The sequence below is a fragment of the Mycobacterium sp. Dal123C01 genome, from assembly GCF_052566995.1.
The window spans coordinates 261,799-280,848 of record NZ_CP199580.1; the positions used below are offsets into that span (position 1 = coordinate 261,799).

Below are 19,050 nucleotides of genomic sequence, written 5' to 3' on the forward strand. Positions count from 1 at the left end.
GACCGCTCGGACGTTGGCGCTTCGCGGGTCTCAGCTAACCCCGGTCAGTGTGCCGCAGGTGAACCAGACGGGCGCGTCAATCGTTTTACCAGCAAGGAGGTGAATCCAGTGCTTGGTGCAAAAGAAGCCATTGCGGGCACTGGCTGTTCACCATCACCCGCAACATAGTTGTCGACGAGAGCCGCACCGCATTGGCCCGCAAGGAAGTTCAGCTCGCCGGGCCGGCCGACTGCTGATGACGAATTCTGACGTACCAGGAGATGAGAGTTACACGATGATGCCGCTACGGCGGCCCGGGACGCCGCATGGCGGTGACCCTTCCGGGCATGACGAATACGCGATGTGGGATGCCGCATACGTGCTGGGATCGCTGTCGTCCGTCGGACGGCAGGAATTCGAAGCACACTTGGCTGTCTGCCCGTTGTGCCCCAGCGCTATTGGCGAGCTAAGCGGCTTGCCGGCTCTCCTGTCGCAACTCGATCGTGACGTGTTGGTGGCGATCGACGAGGCAAACCGCGGTGGCGTCGAACCATTGCCGCCTGACGAGCTGCTGCCGACCCTGCTGGCCAAGGTGAACTGGCGGCGGCGCCGGTCCCGCATCTCGACGTGGACGGCGGGGGCCGCCGCGGCCGCGGTGCTGGCGATCGGTGTGTTCGTCGGGGTTGCCACCTATTCTCCGACGTCCGCGCCTACGCCGCAGGCGAGCGTCGCGGTTCAGCCGATGGCGCAGGTGGGGACGAACAGGCTGACCTCGACGGTCTCGCTCAGCAGCCAGCAGTGGGGAACGTTCATCTCGGTGAACTGTGTCTGCCTGGCACCGCTGAACTCCGATCACGACACGCTCGCGATGGTCGCGGTAGGTCGCGACGGTAGCCACACCCGGTTGGCAACCTGGGTGGCCAATCCGGGCCATACAGCAGCGCCCGCCGGCAGCATCTCCATGCCTGTCGGTGAAATCGCCGCCGTGCAGGTGGTCTCCGCCGACAGCGGCCAGGTGCTCCTGGAACGTTCACTGTAGATTTCCCCGAGCGACTGGACTTGTCACTATCATCGCGCTTGCCAACCCTGACCAGGGTTACTAGGATATGCAAGTAATCTGGGCGTAGCCCGTCCGCGATCAAATGAGGACAGTGATGACCACACAAATCCCGCACTTCATCGACGGGAAGCGCACCCTCGGCCAGTCCGGCCGTACCGCGGACGTATTCAACCCCAGCACCGGCGAGGTGCAGGCGAAAGTCTCGATGGCCTCATCTGCCGACGTCGACACGGCGGTGGCCTCAGCCGTCGAGGCGCAAAAGGGCTGGGCCGCGTGGAATCCGCAGCGCCGCGCCCGGGTGTTGATGCGCTTCATCGAGCTCGTCAACGCCAACATCAACGAGCTGTCCGAGCTGCTGTCTCTCGAGCACGGTAAAACCGTGCCCGACGCGCGCGGCGACATTCAGCGCGGCATCGAGGTGATCGAGTTCTCGCTGGGCATCCCCCACCTGCTCAAGGGTGAGTACAGCGAGGGCGCCGGGCCGGGCATCGACGTCTACTCGCTGCGTCAGCCCTTGGGCGTGGTCGCGGGCATCACCCCGTTCAACTTCCCGGCGATGATCCCGTTGTGGAAGGCCGGTCCCGCTCTGGCTTGTGGAAATGCGTTCGTCCTCAAGCCAAGTGAGCGGGATCCGTCAGTTCCGCTGCGGTTTGGTGAGTTGTTCATCGAAGCCGGTCTGCCGCCCGGCGTATTCCAGGTCGTCCATGGCGACAAGGAAGCCGTCGACGCGATCCTGCACCACGCCGACATCAAAGCCGTCGGTTTCGTCGGCAGCTCCGACATCGCCCATTACATCTACGCGACGGCTGCGGCCAACGACAAGCGGTCACAGTGCTTCGGTGGCGCCAAGAACCACATGATCGTGATGCCCGACGCCGACCTCGACCAGGCGGTCGATGCGCTGATCGGCGCCGGGTACGGCAGCGCCGGCGAGCGCTGCATGGCGATCAGCGTGGCGGTGCCCGTCGGCGAGCAGACCGCGGACCGGTTGCGCGCCAGGCTGGTTGAACGGGTCAACAACCTGCGCGTGGGACACAGCCTGGACCCCAAGGCCGACTACGGCCCGTTGGTCACCGAGGCCGCGCTGGCCCGGGTGCGCAACTACATCGATCAGGGTGTGGCCGCCGGCGCCGAAATCGTGATCGACGGCCGTGATCGGCGCAGCGACGACCTGGCCTACGGTGACGCCAACCTCGAAGGCGGCTTCTTTATCGGGCCGACCTTGTTCGACCACGTCACCAGCGACATGTCGATCTACACCGACGAGATCTTCGGACCGGTGCTGTGCATCGTAAGGGCCAAGACCTACGAAGAAGCACTGGCGTTGCCTTCTCAGCACGAATACGGCAACGGCGTCGCGATCTTCACCCGCGACGGCGACGCCGCGCGCGATTTCGTGTCACGAGTGGAGGTGGGCATGGTCGGTGTCAACGTGCCGATCCCGGTCCCGGTCGCTTATCACACCTTCGGCGGCTGGAAGCGCTCCGGCTTCGGTGACCTCAATCAGCACGGACCGGCGTCGATCCAGTTCTACACCAAGACCAAGACCGTGACATCGCGGTGGCCATCCGGCATCAAGGACGGCGCCGAATTCTCCATCCCGACAATGGATTAGGGCCATGTTCGCCCTGAACGACGACGAACGGGTCATCTCCGAGACGGCGGCCGCGTTCGCCGCCAAACGGCTTGCCCCGTACGCCCTGGAATGGGATGCCAACGCGCACTTCCCCACCGACGTGCTGCGTGAGGCCGCCGAGCTCGGCATGGCGGCGATCTACTGCCGCGAAGACGTCGGCGGCAGCGGGCTGCGCCGGCTCGACGGGGTCCGCATCTTCGAGCAACTGGCCATCGCCGATCCCACCACCGCCGCATTCCTGTCCATCCACAACATGTGCGCGTGGATGATCGACACCTTCGGCACCGACGAACAACGCAAGGAATGGATTCCGCGGCTGGCGCCGATGGATGCCATCGCCAGCTACTGCCTGACCGAGCCCGGCGCCGGATCCGACGCCAGCGCATTGAGCACCCGCGCCGTCAAACAAGGCGGCGACTACGTGCTCGACGGCGTCAAGCAGTTCATTTCCGGCGCGGGCGCCTCCGACGTCTACGTGGTGATGGCGAGAACCGGAGGTGAAGGCCCGCGCGGGATTTCGGCCTTCATCATCGAGAAGGGCACTGCAGGGCTGAGTTTCGGTGCGCTCGAGGAGAAGATGGGCTGGCACGCCCAACCGACCGCACAGGTGATCCTGGAGGGAGTGCGGATCCCCGCCGACGCGATGCTGGGCGGCGTCGACGGCGAGGGCGCCGGCTTCGGCATCGCGATGAACGGCCTCAACGGCGGCCGGCTCAACATCGCGGCCTGCTCGCTCGGCGGCGCGCAGGCGGCCTTCGACAAAGCGGGGGCATATGTGCGCGAGCGCCGCGCGTTCGGCTCCGCACTACTCGACGAGCCCACCATCCGCTTCACCCTGGCCGACATGGCGACCGGCGTGGAGACCTCGCGAATGATGTTGTGGCGGGCGGCAAGTGCGTTGGACGCCAACGACCCCGACAAGGTCGAGCTGTGCGCGATGGCCAAACGCTATGTCACCGACACCTGCTACGACGTCGCGGACAAGGCGCTGCAACTGCACGGAGGCTACGGCTACCTGCGCGAGTATGGTCTGGAAAAGATCGTCCGCGATCTGCGGGTGCACCGAATCCTGGAGGGGACCAACGAAATCATGCGGGTGGTCATCGGTCGCGCCGAGGCCGCACGGTTCCGAGCTTCTCAAGCGACCGCTTAGAAAGGCAGCAATGTCAGAGCCTTTTAAGATTGCCTTCTTAGGGCTGGGAAACATGGGCGGGCCGATGTCGGCGAACCTGCTCGGCGCGGGCCACACCGTGCGCGGGTTCGACCCGGTGCCCACCGCGGCGGCGACCGCGGCCGCAGGCGGCGTCGAGGTGTTCGACAGCGCTGCCGACGCGGTGGCCGAGGCCGACGTGGTGATCACCATGCTGCCCAACGGAGACATCGTCAAGCGCTGCTACGCCGAGGTGCTGCCGGCCGCGCGCGCCGGGGCGCTGTTCATCGACAGCTCCACGATCTCGGTCAACGATGCCCGCGACGTGCACTCGCAGGCGGAATCGCACGGGGTTTCGCAGTTGGACGCACCCGTCTCCGGAGGGGTGAAGGGCGCCGTCGCCGGGACGCTGGCCTTCATGGTCGGTGGCGACGAGGCCGCGGTGCAACGGGCACGGCAGGTGCTGGAACCGATGGCGGGCAAGATCATCCACTGCGGTGGCGCCGGGGCCGGGCAGGCGGCCAAGGTGTGCAACAACATGGTGCTGGCGGTGCAACAGATAGCGGTCGGCGAGGCGTTCGTGCTGGCCGAGAAGCTCGGGCTGTCGGCACAGTCACTGTTCGACGTGATCACCGGCGCGACGGGCAACTGCTGGGCGGTGCACACCAATTGTCCTGTGCCGGGCCCAGTGCCGACCTCACCGGCCAACAACGACTTCAAGCCCGGCTTCGCGGCCGCGCTGATGAACAAGGACCTGGGCCTGGCGATGGATGCCGTGTCGTCTACGGGTTCGGCCGCGCCACTGGGCAAGCATGCGGCCGAGATCTACGCGAAGTTCGCCGCCGAGCATGGCGCCTTGGACTTCAGCGCCGTCATCGAGATGCTGCGCAGCAGCTGAATCGATGGTGGCGACCCGCCGCGGGTCAGAAGTCACCGGCGTTGCGGCGCAAGGTTTCAATCGACTCCACCAACGCCTGCGATTCGGCAGCGTCCATGCCGATATCGGCGAACACCTGCTCGTTGAGCGTGACGGTGGCGTCCTCGACCGTGGACCGGCCGAGGTCGGTGATCTGCACCAGCGTGGTGCGCCCATCGGTGGGGTGGGGTACCCGCTGAACCAGCCCATCGGCCTCCAGCCGGCGGATCGCGTGGGTCACGCTGGTGACGTGAACCTGCAGCCGATCGGACGCCTTGGTGATGGGCAGCGCTCCGGTCCGGCTGAAGGCGAGCAACCGCAGCAACTCGTAGCGGGAGAAACTCAGGTCATAGGGTCGCAGGGCCGTCTCCACCCGGGCCAGCAGGATCTGATGCGCACGCATCACTGAGGTCACCGCGACCATGCCTTGCGTGACATCGCCCCAGCCCGCACGCTCCCAGTTGGTCCGTGCCGCGGCGATCGGGTCGCGCTTTTTGTCCGGGGCCACGCCTTTTCTTACCGCACTTGCGGCCAAAGCGGGCCAACCCGGCCCGATTCAGCGTGTGGTCACTTGCTGACCGCGGCCAGCACCGCAAGAGTCGATGCGCGGCTGCCCACGGTAATCCGCGCGCCGCCGTCCGGGTAACAACGCACGCGAAGGTCGCTGTCGGCGAATAACTCACGCCATTGCCGACCCTGCCCGGTCCTTGACGGCAGGTACATGAAATTCGCGTGCGCGTCGGTGGTGTAGATCCCCAACGCGGAAAGCCGCATCCGGAGGTAGCGCCGCTCGGCGGTGATTAGCCGAATCCTTTGCAGTAGTTCGTCTTCGGCATTGTAGGAGGCTATAACCGCGGGCAAGCTGGTCATCGCGATCCCGAACGGCAGCTGCTGAGTCCACATCGTCGCGGCCAGTTCCGCACCCGCCACCCCGTAGCCGATCCGCAGCCCGGCCAGCCCGTACGCCTTGGAAAACGTCCGCACCACCACCACGTTGGGGAAACGCCGCACCAGCGCCGCAACTTCGATGTGATGCTCGGGTGCGGCGAATTCGATGTACGCCTCGTCCAGCAGCACGATGGTCTCGCGGTGTATCCGGCGCAGGAACCGCAACAGGTGCGTCACCGGCTCCAGCGTGCCGGTCGGGTTGTGCGGCCGGCACACCACCACGACGCGGGCACCCGCGGCCGCGTCGGCCAGCCTGTCGAGGTCGTTATGGCCGCCCTTGTCGAGCGGAACGGTCAGCGCGTTCAGCCGTGCCATCTGCGCGATGATCGGATATCCGTCGAAAGTGGGCGTCGCCATCACCATCGCGTCACCCGGAACGGTCAGTGCCCGCAGGGCCTGCAGCACCACACCCGTCGCGCCGCCACCCAGCACCACCTGATCCGCGGAGACACCGATGCGACCGGCGATCAGGTTGCGCAGTCGTTCGGGCAGGAACTCCGGATACCGGTTGGCGGCATCGATCGACTTCACCAGCACCGAACGCACCGCGGGGAGCGGCGGAAACGGATTCTCGTTGAGCGACAAGGCAAGCGGATCGATACCGGGTGGAACCGCATCATCGACCTCGGCGGTGATGGAGCTCGCGACGGGTTGCATCAGCCACGCCCGCCCCAGCGCACCGCTGCCGCACCGGCGAAGTCGCCGGCATGCGCGAAGCCCGCCATCAGCGCCACGTCACCGGACTTGAGCTGTCCGTTGGATATCGCGCGATCAAGGTTGATCGGGATCCCGGCACCGAACAGGTTGCCGCACTCGTCAAAGGTGTCCCGGTGGCGCTCGGGGGGTAACTCAAGCGCTTCACGCCAATTGCGCAAAAACGCCCTGTTCGGCTGGTTGGTGACCAGCACATCGATGTCTTTGGCGGGCAAGCCGATTCGGTCGCAGACCGCCAAGGCCACCTCGGGAACCTGTCGGTTGCCGCGGGCCAGCACCTTGGTGATCTTGCTTTCGGTGAAGCCGATGCTGCCCTCGCCGGTCCCGGCCGCCCACCACTTGCGGGGCGGGTCGAAGGAGAGCGTCATTTCACCCGCGTATTCACCGTAGGTGCGGCACTCGACATCGAGAATCGGCGACTGGTCACCCACCGAGACCAGTCCAACAGCGGCCCCGTCGCCGGGCACCGCCGACTGTGCCTTGCGACGAATCGTCGGTTGTTCGAAGAACTGACCGGCCGCGTTTTGGGCGATGGCGATCAGCGCGGTACGCCCTTCGCCCGTCGACAGCAACTTGCGTGCCACATTGAGCGCCAACACAAATGCGGCGCAACCGCCGTTGTTCAAGTCGAGCACCCAGGACGGTCGCAAGCCCAGTCGGTGCGCGATGCCGCCGCCCTGGCCGTAGAACGCCATGTCGGGCACCTGAGTGTGGGTGATCAGCACGTCGACGCCCTCGACGACGTCGTGGCCGTGCCGCTCGATCAGGCCCTGCACCGCGCGTTCGATCATGTCGATCGAACTTTCGTCCGGGCCGACGTGATGGCGAAACTTCGGAGCCCGGAACATGACATTCTCACGGAGCTCGTCGGATTCGGCGAACTGTGCGTAGTAGTCGGCGGCGATCGGCTCGCCCGGTAGATAGGTCGAGATGTCGATCAGGCTGACGCTTGGCTTACCCATGGCCTGCTCATCTCATCCATTCGGGGGTCACCGGGAGGCCATTGCGGTGGCGGTACTCGGCGATTGCCTTGAGGTTCTTCATTTCCAGCAGATGGCCCGCGCCGAACATGTCCCAGAAGTCGCCGACCCACACTGGGCGTTCCGCCGGTGCGGTGTCCGGATACGGGTTGTGGTCGTAGAACGGGTGATGGCAATTGGTCCACAGCACAACCGAACCCGGCTTGTCGAGGACCGCCTGGGCGTCGATGACGCGCATCAGATAGATCATCCACAGGTGCTTGCCCTGATCCCAGGCACAGTGGTAGTCGACGGTGCGGGCCGCCTCGTTCACGACGGTGCGCGTGTAGATCTCGGTCTCCGAGCCGAGCCGGTCGTAGGCCAGCCACAGGCCGGGCTCTTCGGTGGGGGTGAATCCGCGCAGACTGTAGGTCCACTCTTCGAGGCTGCGGGTGTCCGACATGTACTCGTACAGCTCGTCGGGCGGGCAGTCGACGTAATCGTTGACGGTGCAGTATTCGCCGAAGACCTGATCATGCGGGTACACCGACCGCATCATTTCCATGATGATCGGAGTGGCTTGCTCCCTGGGGCTGGTTTCGACACGGGTGACCCCGTCGATGAGGACGGGGATATCTTCAAGCGCTGGCAGCGACATTGGTGCATTTCTCCTTAACCGTCGGAACCTCGTCAATAGCAATGGTTTTGGTTTGCTCAGTGTTGAGGAATGGCGCGAACGGCGGGATCTCGTCCGCGGCGCATTCGACGCTGACCACCGCCGGCCCGTCGATGTCGAGCGCCACGCCCATCGCCGTCGCGAAGCCTTTGGTGTCGGTGACGTCGATGGAGGTCAGGCCCGGGAACATCGCAGCAAGGCCGGCACCGAGCCGGCTGGGCCGGAACCGGTTGTAGCTGTACAGGTTGTCGTAGAACAGCTGCTCGCGGGTCACGCACATGGCGTGCGCATTGTTGTTGAGCAACACGAACGTCACCGGCAGCCGATATTGCACCGCGGTGTGAACCTCCATGCCGTGCATGAAAAATGCTCCGTCACCGGCAATCACCACGGTGCGCCCGGGCGGCCGGCCGCCGTTGGCACGCCCGAAAGCCATCCCGATGCCGGCACCGAAGCTGTATCCCATGCCGCCCATGCCGAGCGCGACCGCGAATCTGCCGCCCCGGCGCGCCGGCAGGTAATGCACGGCGGATGCACCGGTGTTGCCCGCGTCCACCACGATGTCGGCGCCGTCGGGCAAAACGCCGTCGAGCACCGCCATGGCGTCGCGGTAGCGCACACCCGCACCGACCCACGACGGGGGCGTCAGTGCGGAGCGACCCACGGCGTCGGGCACCCGTAGGCCCGTTGGGCGTCCGCTTCCGGACAGGGCCTGCGTCAGCATGCGCAGCGAGGTACGCAGGTCGTCGGTGTGCACGTGCGTACAGGGAACATAGGGCCGCGCAGACCCGATCGAGACGGTGCGCACCGTCGCCAGCGCGTCGTCGAGCCCGGCGCGGGCGGTGACCGACAATCGGGTACCGACGACGAGGCACACGGCGCTGGCGGCCACCGCTTCGGCCACACCCGGGTGCCCCATGACACCGGTTACTCCCAGCGCGGACGATGAGCCGAATCCGGGTGTCCCGGCGACGTCTTTGGCGTCGGGCACGGTGGCCACCCGGGCCCGCAGCAACGCGCGCAAGTCCTCGAGCTCGGCACGGGCGTCATCGCGCGCCACCTGCTCGCCCACGATGATGGTGATCGGTCCGTCGACGTTGCGTAGCACCGGAATGATCGGCTGGGGGTTGCCGATCGGGCGGGGGTCGTTGCCGATACCTGCCAATCGGGCGTCCACGTATGCCTGCTGAATATCCTTGGGCAGCAACAATACTGCCGGCCCCCCGGTGCGTGCCGCGGTGATGGCCCGGGACAACGCCCCGGCGATGTCGGCGGCCCGCAGCACCCGCTCGCAGGAGACCGACACCGCGGCGAACACCGCCTCGGCGTTCAGCGACCCGTTGTTGCCGCTGGTGTCCTGGAAACTGCCGCGGCCGTCCATGGTTGTCGGGGTCTGACCGACCAAGGCCAATACCGGAACCCGGCTCGTAAGCGACTCCCCCAGGCCCGCTACAAGATTCAGCGCACCGCCGCCCGAGGTCGCGGCCACCACGCCCAGACCGGCCCCGCTGCGGCTGTACCCGTCGGCCATGGTGGCCGCGGAGAACTCGTGCTTGGCCAGTACCGCGGTGATGCCGGACCGGAAATGCGCCGCGTCGTAGAGATCTTCGATGTTGGCACCGTCCACACCGAAGATGTGGTCGACGCCGATTGATGCGAGGCATTCGACGATGTGGTCAACCACCCGGTGCTTCCGAGGCATGTGCTCACCTAGCTCGATTGAGACGATGCCTATGGCACGAATCAGGTGAGCCGCCGGTTCACCTCCGCGGCGGGCTTTAGAGCGAACGCTGCAGCAAGACCTGGCCGCTGTCGGCGGCAATCACTTGCACGGCGGCAATCTGCTCGAGTGGTGTCGAGATGCTGGCTGCGGGCGTCGCGGTGTGGCCGGGTTCGGCCACCCAGGTCGCCAGCCGCGTCTGGCTGCCGTCGCGACCGACCACAACCATCGCCAGCGTGTCATGGTGCGCGTACGGCGGAGCCAGGCAGACGCACTTCAAGTTGATCGCCGTTCCCCAGTGCTGACTGGAGAGCTGAACCGTGGACGCCAGCAGGCTGGTACCCACCTGCGCCATCTCCGACGACGCGGCCACCGGCTCCGGGGCCGTCGGCGACGGGGAATGACCCTGAATGCCGACGAACACGCCGACCGCAAGCACCGCGGCCGCGGCGGACGAGGCCACCCACGTGATCGCACGGGTGCGGCGGCGGCGCCAGGCCACCTTCGCCAGCAACGACGGCAACAATTCGGGCGACATCTCGGGTGTCGCCATCGGGATGCCGGACTGGGTGATCGCAGTCACTTCGTCACGATCAAGCTGTGAAAGCAGGGCCGGCACTCCACTCAGCTCAGCGACGGCCTCCCGGCACGCAGAGCAGTGGGCCATGTGCCCCTCGAATTCGCGGCGGTCGACCGAAGACAGCGACCCCAGCACGTATGCGGCATCCCACATCGCGTAGCGGTGGTTATCTCCCATGATCAGACCAAAGACCTCGTTATCGCCAGGCGGGCCAACACCTCGTAGCGGCGTCTTCATTTCATCCATCTCCTGTCACCCTTCAAGCATTCGGAGCCGACGACCACACGGATTGGTGGCTGGGCTCTTCATCGGGTAACTCCAAGTTCTTGCAGAGTGAGTCGCAACGCCCGCACGGCATAGTGTAGACGCGACTTCACCGTTCCTTCGGCAATATCGAGGTCCGCAGCAATCTGCGCGGTCGTCCATCCGCGGTAGTAAGACCGGTCCACGACGGCCCGGTGCTCCGGGGAGAGTTGCGTCATCGCATCGGCGATCAGCAACCGGTCCAGGGCGGCATTGACCTCGTCGGGCGTGGCCTGCTCGGGTGCTCCGTCGACGTCGGTCGAAGCGACCACATTGCGATACCGCGCGCTGCGGCGATCGTCGATGATCATGTTGCGGGCGACGGTGAACAGCCAGGCACGCGCCGACCGCTCCGTATCGCCGATCACTTCCGGATGCTGCCAGGCCCGAAGCAAGGTCTCCTGGACGACATCCTCGGCGTGACTCGAGTCACCGGTCAGCCGCAGCGCATAGCGCCACAAGACGGCGGCGTGCTCGTCGTAGAGCGCCTTCATCAGCGCCGCTTCTGCAGCCGCGGTACCAGCACCCCGAGCCACTCGATCACCTCCTGCCCATTGACACGAGTCGAGTAGGTGTTTAGTTCGAGGTTTCGCTCACAGTGAGAATGCGGGGCCCCTCGTCCGTCACCGCTACGGTGTGCTCCCAGTGGGCCGCACGTGATCCGTCGGCGGTGGTGACCGTCCAGTCGTCGTCGAGCACCAGTGTATTGCCTGTTCCGAGGGTCAGCATCGGTTCGATGGCGAGCACCGACCCGGGGGCCAGCAGCGGTCCGCGGCCCGCAGATCCCTGATTGGGCAGGAACGGATCCATGTGCATCGCCCGGCCGATGCCGTGGCCCCCGTACCCCTCGACGATCCCGAATGCGCACCGGTGGCGAACCTCGGCCGCCCGCGTCCCCATTTCGATGGCATGTGAGACGTCGGTCAACCGGTTACCGGGGATCATTGCCGCGATCCCGGCTTCCAGCGACTCCCTGGTCGCCGCGGAGAGCGCTTCGTCGGCGGGATCGAGTGCCCCGACCCCAAACGTGATCGCGGCGTCACCGTGCCAGCCGGCCAGCACTGCTCCGCAGTCGATGGACACCAGGTCACCGGGGTTGAGGATCTCGGCCGCGGAGGGGATGCCATGCACCACCCGGTCGTTGACCGAGGAGCAGATCGACGCCGGGTAGCCGTGATAGCCCAGAAACGACGGTGTCGCGCCGGCCTGCCGGATCACTGCCTCGGCGATTTCGTCGAGGCTCAGGGTCGACACCCCGGAGACCGCCGCCGCGTGTACCGCGTGCAGCGCGGCGGCCACTACGGCACCGGCCGCGGCCATCGCGTCGAGTTCGTCGGCGCTGCGCTGCGGCACTACCTTGCGATTCCGCAGCCGCGCCAGCGGGTTCATCGTTACTTGCCCAGCGCTCGCAGGGCGCGGGCGAATACCTCATCCACCGTGCCGATGGCGTCGACGGTCTTCAACTCATCGCGGTAGTACTCCAGCAGCGGCGCGGTTTCGTCGCGGTAGACCTTCATTCGGTTGAGGATGACGTCGTCGGTGTCATCGGCACGGCCGCGGCCCTTGAGCCGCTGCAACAATTCGTCCTCCGACACCCGGAATTCCAGCACCGCGTCGATGTCGGTGCCCCGGCGTCCCAGCATGTCGTGCAGCGCTGCCGCCTGCTCGATCGAGCGGGGGTACCCATCCAAGATGAAGCCGTTCGCCGCGTCCGGGTGGTCCAACCGGTCGTCGACAAGCTGGTTGGTCAGCTCGGACGGCACCAAGTCGCCGGCATCCAGGTAGCGCTTGGCCTCCAGGCCCAGCTTGGTGCCCTCGCCGATGTTGCTGCGGAACAGGTCCCCGGTGGAGATCTGTGGGATCCCGAGCTTCTCGCTGAGCCGCTCTGACTGCGTTCCCTTGCCTGCCCCCGGCGGCCCCAGCAAAACGATCTTCACTTGAGGAATCCTTCGTAGTTGCGCTGCATGAGCTGACTCTCGATCTGTTTGACGGTATCCAACCCGACGCCAATCATGATCAGAACCGCCGTACCACCGAACGGCAGATTCTGCACCGCTCCAGCATTGCCCATCTGCAAGAACAGGTTGGGCAACACCGCAATCGCACCCAGGTAGATCGAGCCCGGCAGCGTGATGCGGCTCAGCACATAACGCAGATAGTCGGCAGTGGGCTTGCCCGGCCGGATGCCGGGGATGAAGCCGCCGAACTTCTTCATTTCGTCAGCACGCTCGTCGGGATTGAACGTGATCGACACGTAGAAGTACGTGAAGAAGATGATGAGCCCGAAGTAGATGCCGATATAGACCGGGTCGCTGGGATCGGACAGATAGGTGCCGACGAACTTGTCCCACCAGCTGTTGCCCACGCCCCCGCTGCCGCTGCGGATCAGCTGGGTGACCAGGTGCGGAATGTAGATCAGCGACGACGCGAAGATGACCGGGATAACACCGGCCTGGTTGACCTTGAGCGGCAGATACGTCGACGTTCCGCCGTACATGCGCCGTCCCACCATACGCTTGGCGTACTGCACCGGGATCCGGCGCTGGCCCTGCTCGACGAACACCACGCCGACGATGATGAGCAACGCGGCGCCCAGGACCGCGGCGAAGATCATCCCGCCGCGGCTGTCCAGGATGGTCTTGCCCTCGGAGGGAATGCGCGCGGCGATGCCGACGAAGATCAACAGCGACATGCCGTTGCCGATGCCGCGCTCGGTGATCAGTTCGCCCATCCACATCACCAGCGCAGCGCCGCTCGTCATGACCAGCACGATGACAATCAGGGTGAAAATGCTCTGGTCAGCGATGATGTCCAGCGAGCAGCCCTGCAGCAGACCGCCGTTAGCCGCCAGCGCCACGATGCTCGTCGCCTGCAGAACGGCCAGCGCGATCGCCAGATACCGGGTGTACTGCGTCATCTTGGCCTGGCCGGACTGGCCTTCCTTACGCAATTCCTCGAACCGCGGGATGACCACGGTGAGCAGCTGCACGATGATGCTGGCGGTGATGTAGGGCATCACCCCCACCGCGAACACCGTGAGCTTGAGCAGCGCACCGCCGGAGAACAGGTTGATCAGCGAATAGATCTGCCCGGCTTCGCCACCACTGGCCTCTTTGATGCACTGCTGCACGTTCGGGAAGTTGACGCCGGGTGACGGCAGCGCGGCGCCGAGGCGATACAGCACGACAATGCCAAGCGTGAAGAGGATCTTCCGTCTCAAGTCGACTGTTCGCAGTGACGAGATGAAAGCGGAAAGCACTCTATCCTCCTGCGCGGCCGGGGGTCATCCTGCGTTACGCGCCCAACACCCGCAGGCCAGGACGTACGGCGTCACGCGTCAAATCGTGTACGAGACTAACAGCTGGTCGGACCGCGTCCTTAAAAGGGCGCCGTGGAGCCGTTCGGAAAGAGCTCAAAAAATTCAGGAAGCGGACAGCCACGAGGCGTAGAGTTTTGATCGTTCGTTGCATTTGCTAAGTATCAAAGCTGGGTGCCGAGGGCGGCATGGTGACGGCCGACGGCCAGCGCGGAACTGATAGAGGAGCCCCATGACACGCACTGATCAAGACAGTTGGGATCTGGCCTCCAGCGTCGGCGCCACGGCCACAATGGTCGCCGCGGCCCGCGCGGTGGCCAGCAACGACGCCGATCCGATCATCAATGACCCATTCGCTGCGCCATTGGTTCGAGCGGTCGGGCTTGATTTCTTCCGCCGCGTGGTCGACGGCGAAGTCGCCTCCGCCGAAACGCCCGACGGCGGCGAACGGGACTTGCAGCTCGAGACGGACTCGATCGCGATACGCACCCGCTTCTTCGACGATTTCTTCCTCAACGCCGCCCGCGACGGGATCCGCCAATCGGTGATTCTGGCCGCCGGGCTCGACGCGCGTGCCTACCGGCTGTCCTGGCCGAACGGCACCGTGGTTTACGAAGTCGATCAGCCCCAAGTCATTGAGTTCAAGACCACCACGATGTCCAGCCTGGGCGCCGCACCGTCGGCCGAGCGGCGCACCGTCAGCATCGATCTTCGGGAAGACTGGCCGGCTGCCTTGCGCAGCAGCGGGTTTGACGTGACCCAGCCAACTTCGTGGAGCGCCGAGGGATTGCTGATGTATCTGCCCCCCGAAGCCCAGGACCGGCTCTTCGACAACATCACCGGGCTGTCCGCGCCCGGAAGCAAGCTGGCCACCGAATACCACCCCGACTCCGACACGACGATGTCCGAGCGCGCTCAGGAATTCAACCAGCGGTGGGAAAAGCTGGGCTGCGACATCAACCTGTCGGGACTGTTCTTCGACGGCGACCGCAGCAATGTCGTCGAGTATCTGACCACTCATGGCTGGCAAGTGAATTCTCGGCCCCGGCGCGAACTGTTCGCCGACTACGGCCGCGCCTTCCCCGACGACGACTCGCTGGGGCAACTGCGCAACATCGTCAGCGTCACCGCAACGCTTGGATAGGAGGCTCGCCATGACGAACACCGATAGCAGCGATACCAAACGGTTTGATGGCGACAGTTGGGATTTGGCGTCCAGCGTGGGAGCGACCGCCACTGCGGTGGCCGCGCGCCGGGCAATGGCGTCCAAGGGCCCGAACCCGTTGATCGACGATCCCTTCGCCGAGCCGCTGGTCAACGCCGTCGGCGTCGACGCCTTCATCCGGATGATGAACGGCGAGGTCGAACTCTCGGAGGACGACCCGGCGTTCACCCCGCAGCGGCTCAGCGAGGGTATGGCCGTGCGCACCAGGTACTTCGACAACTTCTTCCTCGAGGCCGCCGAAGCCAGGGTGCGGCAAGCCGTCATTCTCGCGTCCGGGCTGGACACCCGCGCTTACCGGCTGCCGTGGCCGGACGGCACCGTGCTCTACGAGATCGACCAGCCGCAGGTGATCGAGTTCAAGACCCGCACCCTGGCCGACCTTGGAGCGGCCCCGACCGTCGATCGCCGAACGGTCGCGATCGACCTGCGTGACGACTGGGTAGGCGCGTTGCGCGGCAACGGATTCGATACGGCGCAGCCGACGGCCTGGATCGCCGAAGGACTGCTCGGGTACTTGCCGCCGGACGCGCAGGATCGCCTGTTCGACAACATCACCGCGCTGTCGGCCCCCGGCAGCCGCATCGGCACCGGCTACGTTCCCAACATGCGCGACCGCGTCGAAAAGCGGGGTCGCGAGATGAGCGAACGCTGGCGCCGGATGGGCCTGAATCTCAACTGGTCCGAACTGGTCTACACCGGTGAGCGCAACGACGTGGCGGCGTACCTCGGAGAACGAGGCTGGCAGACGACGGTGCGCGGCACACCGGAGATGTACGCGCATAACGGTTTTGAGTTCCCCACCGAACCATCCATGGTCGCCTTCGGCGACATCAAATACCTGTCCGCGACGTTAGGAGCCTGAGCATGACACGCACAGAACAAGACACCTGGGATCTGGCCTCGAGCGTGGGGGCGACCGCGACGTGGGTCGCCGCCTGCCGGGCCCTTGCCGGCAAGCAACCCAACGCCCTGATCGACGATCCCTTCGCCGATCCGCTGGTTCGTGCGGTGGGCGCGGATTTCTTCATCCGAGTGCTCGACGGCGAAATCACCGATGAGAGCGGCGGTATCGACCCCCACGCGGACCCCGACGCGGAGTTCAACCTGCAGCGGATGGTCAACATGATGGCCGTGCGCACCCGGTACTTCGACGACTTCTTCACCAACGCGACCGCCGCCGGCGTCGGCCAGGTCGTCATCCTGGCCTCCGGCCTGGACTCGCGCCCCTACCGGCTGGCCTGGCCCGAGGGCACCGTCGTGTACGAAGTCGACCAACCGGCGGTCATCGAGTTCAAGACCGCCGCGTTGTCGCAGTTGGGCGCCCAGCCCACCGCGGAGCGCCGGACCGTTGCGGTTGACCTGCGCGACGATTGGCTAAACGCGTTGCGCCAAGCCGGTTTTGACGAGACAAAGCCCGCGGCGTGGAGCGCTGAGGGCCTGCTGATGTACCTGCCGCCGGAGGCGCAGGATCGGTTGTTCGACGCCATCACCACGCTGAGCGCACCGGGCAGCCGGCTGGCCACCGAATACCATCGCGACGGCATGCCCCTGCTCGAGAAACGCGCCAAGGCGATGGCCAAGCGCTGGGGGCAATTCGGCTTCGACACCGACGTGTCCGCTCTCGTCTATGACGGTGAACGCACCCCGGCCGCGGAATACCTGAGCGCGGCCGGCTGGCAGATTACGCCGCGCACCCGCGCCGATCAGTTCGCCGAGGCCGGGCTGCCCGTGCCGCCGGGCGAAGGCCTCAAGGCGCTGGAGAACCACATTTCGGTGGTTGCCGTCTTGCAGTAGCCGGTTAGGCCGGTTTGGCTGCCGGCGTCCGCACCACCAACGGCACGGCCGGGAAACACCACGCCAGCTCCGAGCGCGACTTGCGCAGGGCGGCGGTGCCGTAGCCCCTCTTTCGGTGGTCCGGGTGAATCCAGATCCGCACGTTTACCTCACCGTGGGCGAGCTCGCCGAAGACCATCCCGACCTTGTCCCCCGAATCGATAGCGACAAACCAGGCGGCCTCTTCGTCTTCGACACGGCGCAACGCCGCACGGATCTCGTCGTCGAGGTTGCCGGCCGGTCCGCCGGATCCGTCGCCGGCGGCGCCGATGTCCTGGGTGCGGGCCGCGAACACGTCACGGTCCTGGTCGGCGGAAAACGGCCGCAGCTCGAGGCTCTCCCCCGAACTCGCCGGCCGCTCCCCGAGCGTGAAGCTCAGCTGCTTGTTCAGGTCCTCGAGTTCGGCGAGGATCTTGCGGCGCGAGTCGATGGTGAGCTGAGCAAAGGACATACCCATCACCGCTTCGGCGGCGAGATGGGTCGTGTCGAGCAATGCGACGATCGCCTCGACCGCGGCTTCCTTGCTTTCCGACTCCACCACGACGTCGGCAATCTCATGCCGGCGCTCAAGCGCTTTCAACAGGGCGTCTGCGATCTCTCTGCGGGCAGCTTTGCGGTCGTGGTCAGTCATTGGACCAGACTAGAACGCCAAGCCCGGTATCGCGCTAGATCTTGGCGTCCGAGGCGCGCGACGGCCGGTCGCCCAGTTCCAGGAAACGCCGGTAGCGGTGCTCGACCGCGGTTGCCCAGGCGCGATCGGGGTCGACGATGCGCTCGGTGGAGACCCAGCGCGAGGCGTCGGCGATCGATGTCTCCAGTCCGGCCGCCATCCGGCCCAGGAAAGCCGCGCCCAATGCCGCACCCTCAGCCACCGCGGAAACCTCCACCGGCCGGCCGGTGGCGTCGGCGATGGCCTGCATCCAGGGCTGCAGGCGGGTCCCACCGCCGGTGGCCACGATGCGCGACACCGGCGCGCCACTCAGCTCGATGAGCTGACGGACGACGAAGCCGGACGCCTCGTAGGCGGCCCTGCGCAGCGCGGCGGCGTCGTGGGTGAGATCGACGGCGTCAAGCACGGCACGGCGGTCCGGGTCGTGGAACGGGGTGCGTTCCCCGCGAATGTAGGGCGACCACACCGGGACCCGGTACGGATCGGCCGACCCGGGGTCGCCCGGTCCGATGACGCGATCCACCCAGCCGAGAAACAGTCCGCCGGCATTGCTGGCGCCGCCGATCAGGCTCTTGCCGGCCTTGGTGTGCGGAATGGTCCATAGCCCCGGCACTTGGCGGGCCTCGGGGACGGTGACCCACACGATCAGCGTGGTGCCACACATCACCAGCACCTCGCCGTCGCGTTCGACGCCGGCCACCATCTGCTCGCACAGCGCGTCAACGGCGCCTATCGCCAGCACGGCGCCGGTCCCGTGTACGTGTCCGGCAGCGGCACCGATCGTCTCCACCCGGGGCATTTGCCCGGGGCCGGCGCCTCGCTCGGCGCAGGCCGCCGGATTCCAGCCGGTCCCGTCGAACAGGGGGTAAGAGGTGGCCGCGGTGGCGAAGTCGATCACCGCCTCGCCCGCCAGGGCGTGGTTGGCCACCGCCGGCGCCGGCCAGTATCCGGCCGCATCGGGGGCTTCGGCCGCCGTCCAGCGCAGGAACTCGGCGGCTTCGCCCAGCGCGGGAAGCGGCTGAGCCAGTTCTTTCACGGTCCCCGACGGCCGGCCGCGCTCGTCGCCGTACAGCAGCCCTGGGGTGCGGGGCCGGCCCGCGGTGTCGACGGCGGTCAGCGAGGGAACCATCGCCGAAATGGCCACCGCGCGCACCTCGGGCCCGGGAGCCAGCTGATGCAGGGCCGCCAAGGGACCGCGCCGCCACGCCTCGTCGGCATCGTGTTCCAACCGGTTGGGGGTCGGCACCCGCAATTGATGGGGGATGCGTACCCGCGCCGTCACGCGGCCGTCGGTGTCGGCGGCGACCGCTTTGACCGCGGTGGTGCCGATGTCGATGCCGATCGTGACGTCGTTACGTGACACGG

General features: G+C 66.2%; 19 protein-coding genes. 7 read left to right on the forward strand and 12 right to left on the reverse strand.

Features of this window, described 5'->3' with window-relative positions:
- Positions 1–274 precede the first annotated feature (274 nt).
- From ACTXG5_RS01205 to mmsB, 4 genes are all read left to right on the forward strand, one after another.
- Positions 275–1,018 carry an anti-sigma factor family protein gene (locus ACTXG5_RS01205; RefSeq protein WP_445161965.1) on the forward strand — a complete coding sequence of 248 codons (744 nt, stop codon included), beginning with the start codon at positions 275–277 and terminating at the stop codon, positions 1,016–1,018.
- A 115-nt stretch (positions 1,019–1,133) separates the two neighbouring features.
- A complete protein-coding gene (locus ACTXG5_RS01210; RefSeq protein WP_445161966.1) occupies positions 1,134–2,654 on the forward strand; it encodes a CoA-acylating methylmalonate-semialdehyde dehydrogenase in 1,521 nt (506 codons plus the stop codon).
- Positions 2,655–2,658: 4 nt separating this feature from the next.
- Positions 2,659–3,828 carry an acyl-CoA dehydrogenase family protein gene (locus tag ACTXG5_RS01215; protein ID WP_445161967.1) on the forward strand — a complete coding sequence of 390 codons (1,170 nt, stop codon included), beginning with the start codon at positions 2,659–2,661 and terminating at the stop codon, positions 3,826–3,828.
- 10 nt (positions 3,829–3,838) lie between these two features.
- Positions 3,839–4,723: a 3-hydroxyisobutyrate dehydrogenase gene (mmsB, locus tag ACTXG5_RS01220; protein ID WP_445161968.1), complete on the forward strand. Its 885-nt coding sequence runs from the start codon at positions 3,839–3,841 to the stop codon at positions 4,721–4,723.
- Positions 4,724–4,748: 25 nt separating this feature from the next.
- On the opposite strand, the gene ACTXG5_RS01225 is transcribed toward mmsB, so the two are convergent.
- The 10 genes from ACTXG5_RS01225 to secY form a co-directional block, all read right to left on the reverse strand.
- Positions 4,749–5,249 (reverse strand): MarR family winged helix-turn-helix transcriptional regulator, encoded by a 501-nt coding sequence (locus ACTXG5_RS01225; protein ID WP_445161969.1) that lies wholly within the window; start codon positions 5,247–5,249, stop codon positions 4,749–4,751.
- Positions 5,250–5,308: 59 nt separating this feature from the next.
- The gene (locus tag ACTXG5_RS01230) at positions 5,309–6,346 is read right to left on the reverse strand and encodes a pyridoxal phosphate-dependent aminotransferase (RefSeq protein ID WP_445161970.1); all 1,038 of its coding nucleotides are present in this window, start codon (positions 6,344–6,346) and stop codon (positions 5,309–5,311) included.
- Positions 6,346–7,365 carry a 3-oxoacyl-ACP synthase III family protein gene (locus ACTXG5_RS01235; protein ID WP_445161971.1) on the reverse strand — a complete coding sequence of 340 codons (1,020 nt, stop codon included), beginning with the start codon at positions 7,363–7,365 and terminating at the stop codon, positions 6,346–6,348. The genes ACTXG5_RS01230 and ACTXG5_RS01235 overlap by 1 nt, the downstream gene beginning before the upstream one ends.
- Positions 7,366–7,372: 7 nt before the next feature.
- Complete coding sequence (locus ACTXG5_RS01240) at positions 7,373–8,020, reverse strand: SRPBCC family protein (protein ID WP_445161972.1); 648 nt, start codon at positions 8,018–8,020, stop codon at positions 7,373–7,375.
- Positions 8,001–9,740 carry a thiamine pyrophosphate-binding protein gene (locus ACTXG5_RS01245; RefSeq protein ID WP_445161973.1) on the reverse strand — a complete coding sequence of 580 codons (1,740 nt, stop codon included), beginning with the start codon at positions 9,738–9,740 and terminating at the stop codon, positions 8,001–8,003. Before ACTXG5_RS01245 ends, ACTXG5_RS01240 begins: the two co-directional genes overlap by 20 nt.
- Positions 9,741–9,816: 76 nt before the next feature.
- Positions 9,817–10,584, reverse strand: a complete 768-nt coding sequence (locus ACTXG5_RS01250) for an anti-sigma factor family protein (RefSeq protein ID WP_445161974.1) — start codon at positions 10,582–10,584, stop codon at positions 9,817–9,819.
- A gap of 59 nt (positions 10,585–10,643) precedes the next feature.
- Positions 10,644–11,177: a sigma-70 family RNA polymerase sigma factor gene (locus tag ACTXG5_RS01255; RefSeq protein ID WP_445161975.1), complete on the reverse strand. Its 534-nt coding sequence runs from the start codon at positions 11,175–11,177 to the stop codon at positions 10,644–10,646.
- Between the two features lie 40 nt (positions 11,178–11,217).
- Positions 11,218–12,030: a type I methionyl aminopeptidase gene (gene map, locus ACTXG5_RS01260; protein ID WP_445161976.1), complete on the reverse strand. Its 813-nt coding sequence runs from the start codon at positions 12,028–12,030 to the stop codon at positions 11,218–11,220.
- A gap of 2 nt (positions 12,031–12,032) precedes the next feature.
- Positions 12,033–12,578 carry an adenylate kinase gene (locus ACTXG5_RS01265; protein ID WP_445161977.1) on the reverse strand — a complete coding sequence of 182 codons (546 nt, stop codon included), beginning with the start codon at positions 12,576–12,578 and terminating at the stop codon, positions 12,033–12,035.
- Positions 12,575–13,900: a preprotein translocase subunit SecY gene (secY, locus tag ACTXG5_RS01270; protein WP_445161978.1), complete on the reverse strand. Its 1,326-nt coding sequence runs from the start codon at positions 13,898–13,900 to the stop codon at positions 12,575–12,577. The genes ACTXG5_RS01265 and secY overlap by 4 nt, the downstream gene beginning before the upstream one ends.
- Positions 13,901–14,189: 289 nt before the next feature.
- On the opposite strand from secY, the gene ACTXG5_RS01275 reads away from it, so the two are divergent.
- From ACTXG5_RS01275 to ACTXG5_RS01285, 3 genes are read left to right on the forward strand one after another with little or no spacing between them, the layout of a single operon-like run.
- Positions 14,190–15,101, forward strand: a complete 912-nt coding sequence (locus ACTXG5_RS01275; protein ID WP_445161979.1) for a class I SAM-dependent methyltransferase — start codon at positions 14,190–14,192, stop codon at positions 15,099–15,101.
- Positions 15,102–15,111: 10 nt separating this feature from the next.
- Entirely contained in the window at positions 15,112–16,044 is a 933-nt protein-coding gene (locus ACTXG5_RS01280) for a class I SAM-dependent methyltransferase (RefSeq protein WP_445161980.1), read from the forward strand.
- A 2-nt stretch (positions 16,045–16,046) separates the two neighbouring features.
- Positions 16,047–16,976, forward strand: coding sequence for a class I SAM-dependent methyltransferase (locus ACTXG5_RS01285; RefSeq protein WP_445161981.1), 930 nt, complete (start codon positions 16,047–16,049; stop codon positions 16,974–16,976).
- Positions 16,977–16,980: 4 nt separating this feature from the next.
- On the opposite strand, the gene ACTXG5_RS01290 is transcribed toward ACTXG5_RS01285, so the two are convergent.
- Together ACTXG5_RS01290 and ACTXG5_RS01295 are read right to left on the reverse strand one after the other, a co-directional pair.
- The gene (locus ACTXG5_RS01290) at positions 16,981–17,646 is read right to left on the reverse strand and encodes a GNAT family N-acetyltransferase (RefSeq protein ID WP_445161982.1); all 666 of its coding nucleotides are present in this window, start codon (positions 17,644–17,646) and stop codon (positions 16,981–16,983) included.
- Positions 17,647–17,680: 34 nt separating this feature from the next.
- Positions 17,681–19,048: a xylulokinase gene (locus ACTXG5_RS01295; protein WP_445161983.1), complete on the reverse strand. Its 1,368-nt coding sequence runs from the start codon at positions 19,046–19,048 to the stop codon at positions 17,681–17,683.
- Positions 19,049–19,050 lie beyond the last annotated feature (2 nt).

What these genes read in the sequence shown, in the direction of transcription:
- ACTXG5_RS01210 (WP_445161966.1), top strand. Translation starts at nt 1,134, where the DNA reads ATGACCACACAAATCCCGCACTTCATCGACGGGAAGCGCACCCTCGGC.
- ACTXG5_RS01280 (WP_445161980.1), top strand. Translation starts at nt 15,112, where the DNA reads ATGACGAACACCGATAGCAGCGATACCAAACGGTTTGATGGCGACAGT.
- ACTXG5_RS01215 (WP_445161967.1), top strand. Translation starts at nt 2,659, where the DNA reads ATGTTCGCCCTGAACGACGACGAACGGGTCATCTCCGAGACGGCGGCC.
- ACTXG5_RS01250 (WP_445161974.1), bottom strand. Translation starts at nt 10,584, where the DNA reads ATGGATGAAATGAAGACGCCGCTACGAGGTGTTGGCCCGCCTGGCGAT.
- map (WP_445161976.1), bottom strand. Translation starts at nt 12,030, where the DNA reads ATGAACCCGCTGGCGCGGCTGCGGAATCGCAAGGTAGTGCCGCAGCGC.
- ACTXG5_RS01290 (WP_445161982.1), bottom strand. Translation starts at nt 17,646, where the DNA reads ATGACTGACCACGACCGCAAAGCTGCCCGCAGAGAGATCGCAGACGCC.
- ACTXG5_RS01275 (WP_445161979.1), top strand. Translation starts at nt 14,190, where the DNA reads ATGACACGCACTGATCAAGACAGTTGGGATCTGGCCTCCAGCGTCGGC.
- ACTXG5_RS01205 (WP_445161965.1), top strand. Translation starts at nt 275, where the DNA reads ATGATGCCGCTACGGCGGCCCGGGACGCCGCATGGCGGTGACCCTTCC.
- ACTXG5_RS01285 (WP_445161981.1), top strand. Translation starts at nt 16,047, where the DNA reads ATGACACGCACAGAACAAGACACCTGGGATCTGGCCTCGAGCGTGGGG.
- ACTXG5_RS01230 (WP_445161970.1), bottom strand. Translation starts at nt 6,346, where the DNA reads ATGCAACCCGTCGCGAGCTCCATCACCGCCGAGGTCGATGATGCGGTT.
- mmsB (WP_445161968.1), top strand. Translation starts at nt 3,839, where the DNA reads ATGTCAGAGCCTTTTAAGATTGCCTTCTTAGGGCTGGGAAACATGGGC.
- ACTXG5_RS01245 (WP_445161973.1), bottom strand. Translation starts at nt 9,740, where the DNA reads ATGCCTCGGAAGCACCGGGTGGTTGACCACATCGTCGAATGCCTCGCA.
- ACTXG5_RS01235 (WP_445161971.1), bottom strand. Translation starts at nt 7,365, where the DNA reads ATGGGTAAGCCAAGCGTCAGCCTGATCGACATCTCGACCTATCTACCG.
- ACTXG5_RS01240 (WP_445161972.1), bottom strand. Translation starts at nt 8,020, where the DNA reads ATGTCGCTGCCAGCGCTTGAAGATATCCCCGTCCTCATCGACGGGGTC.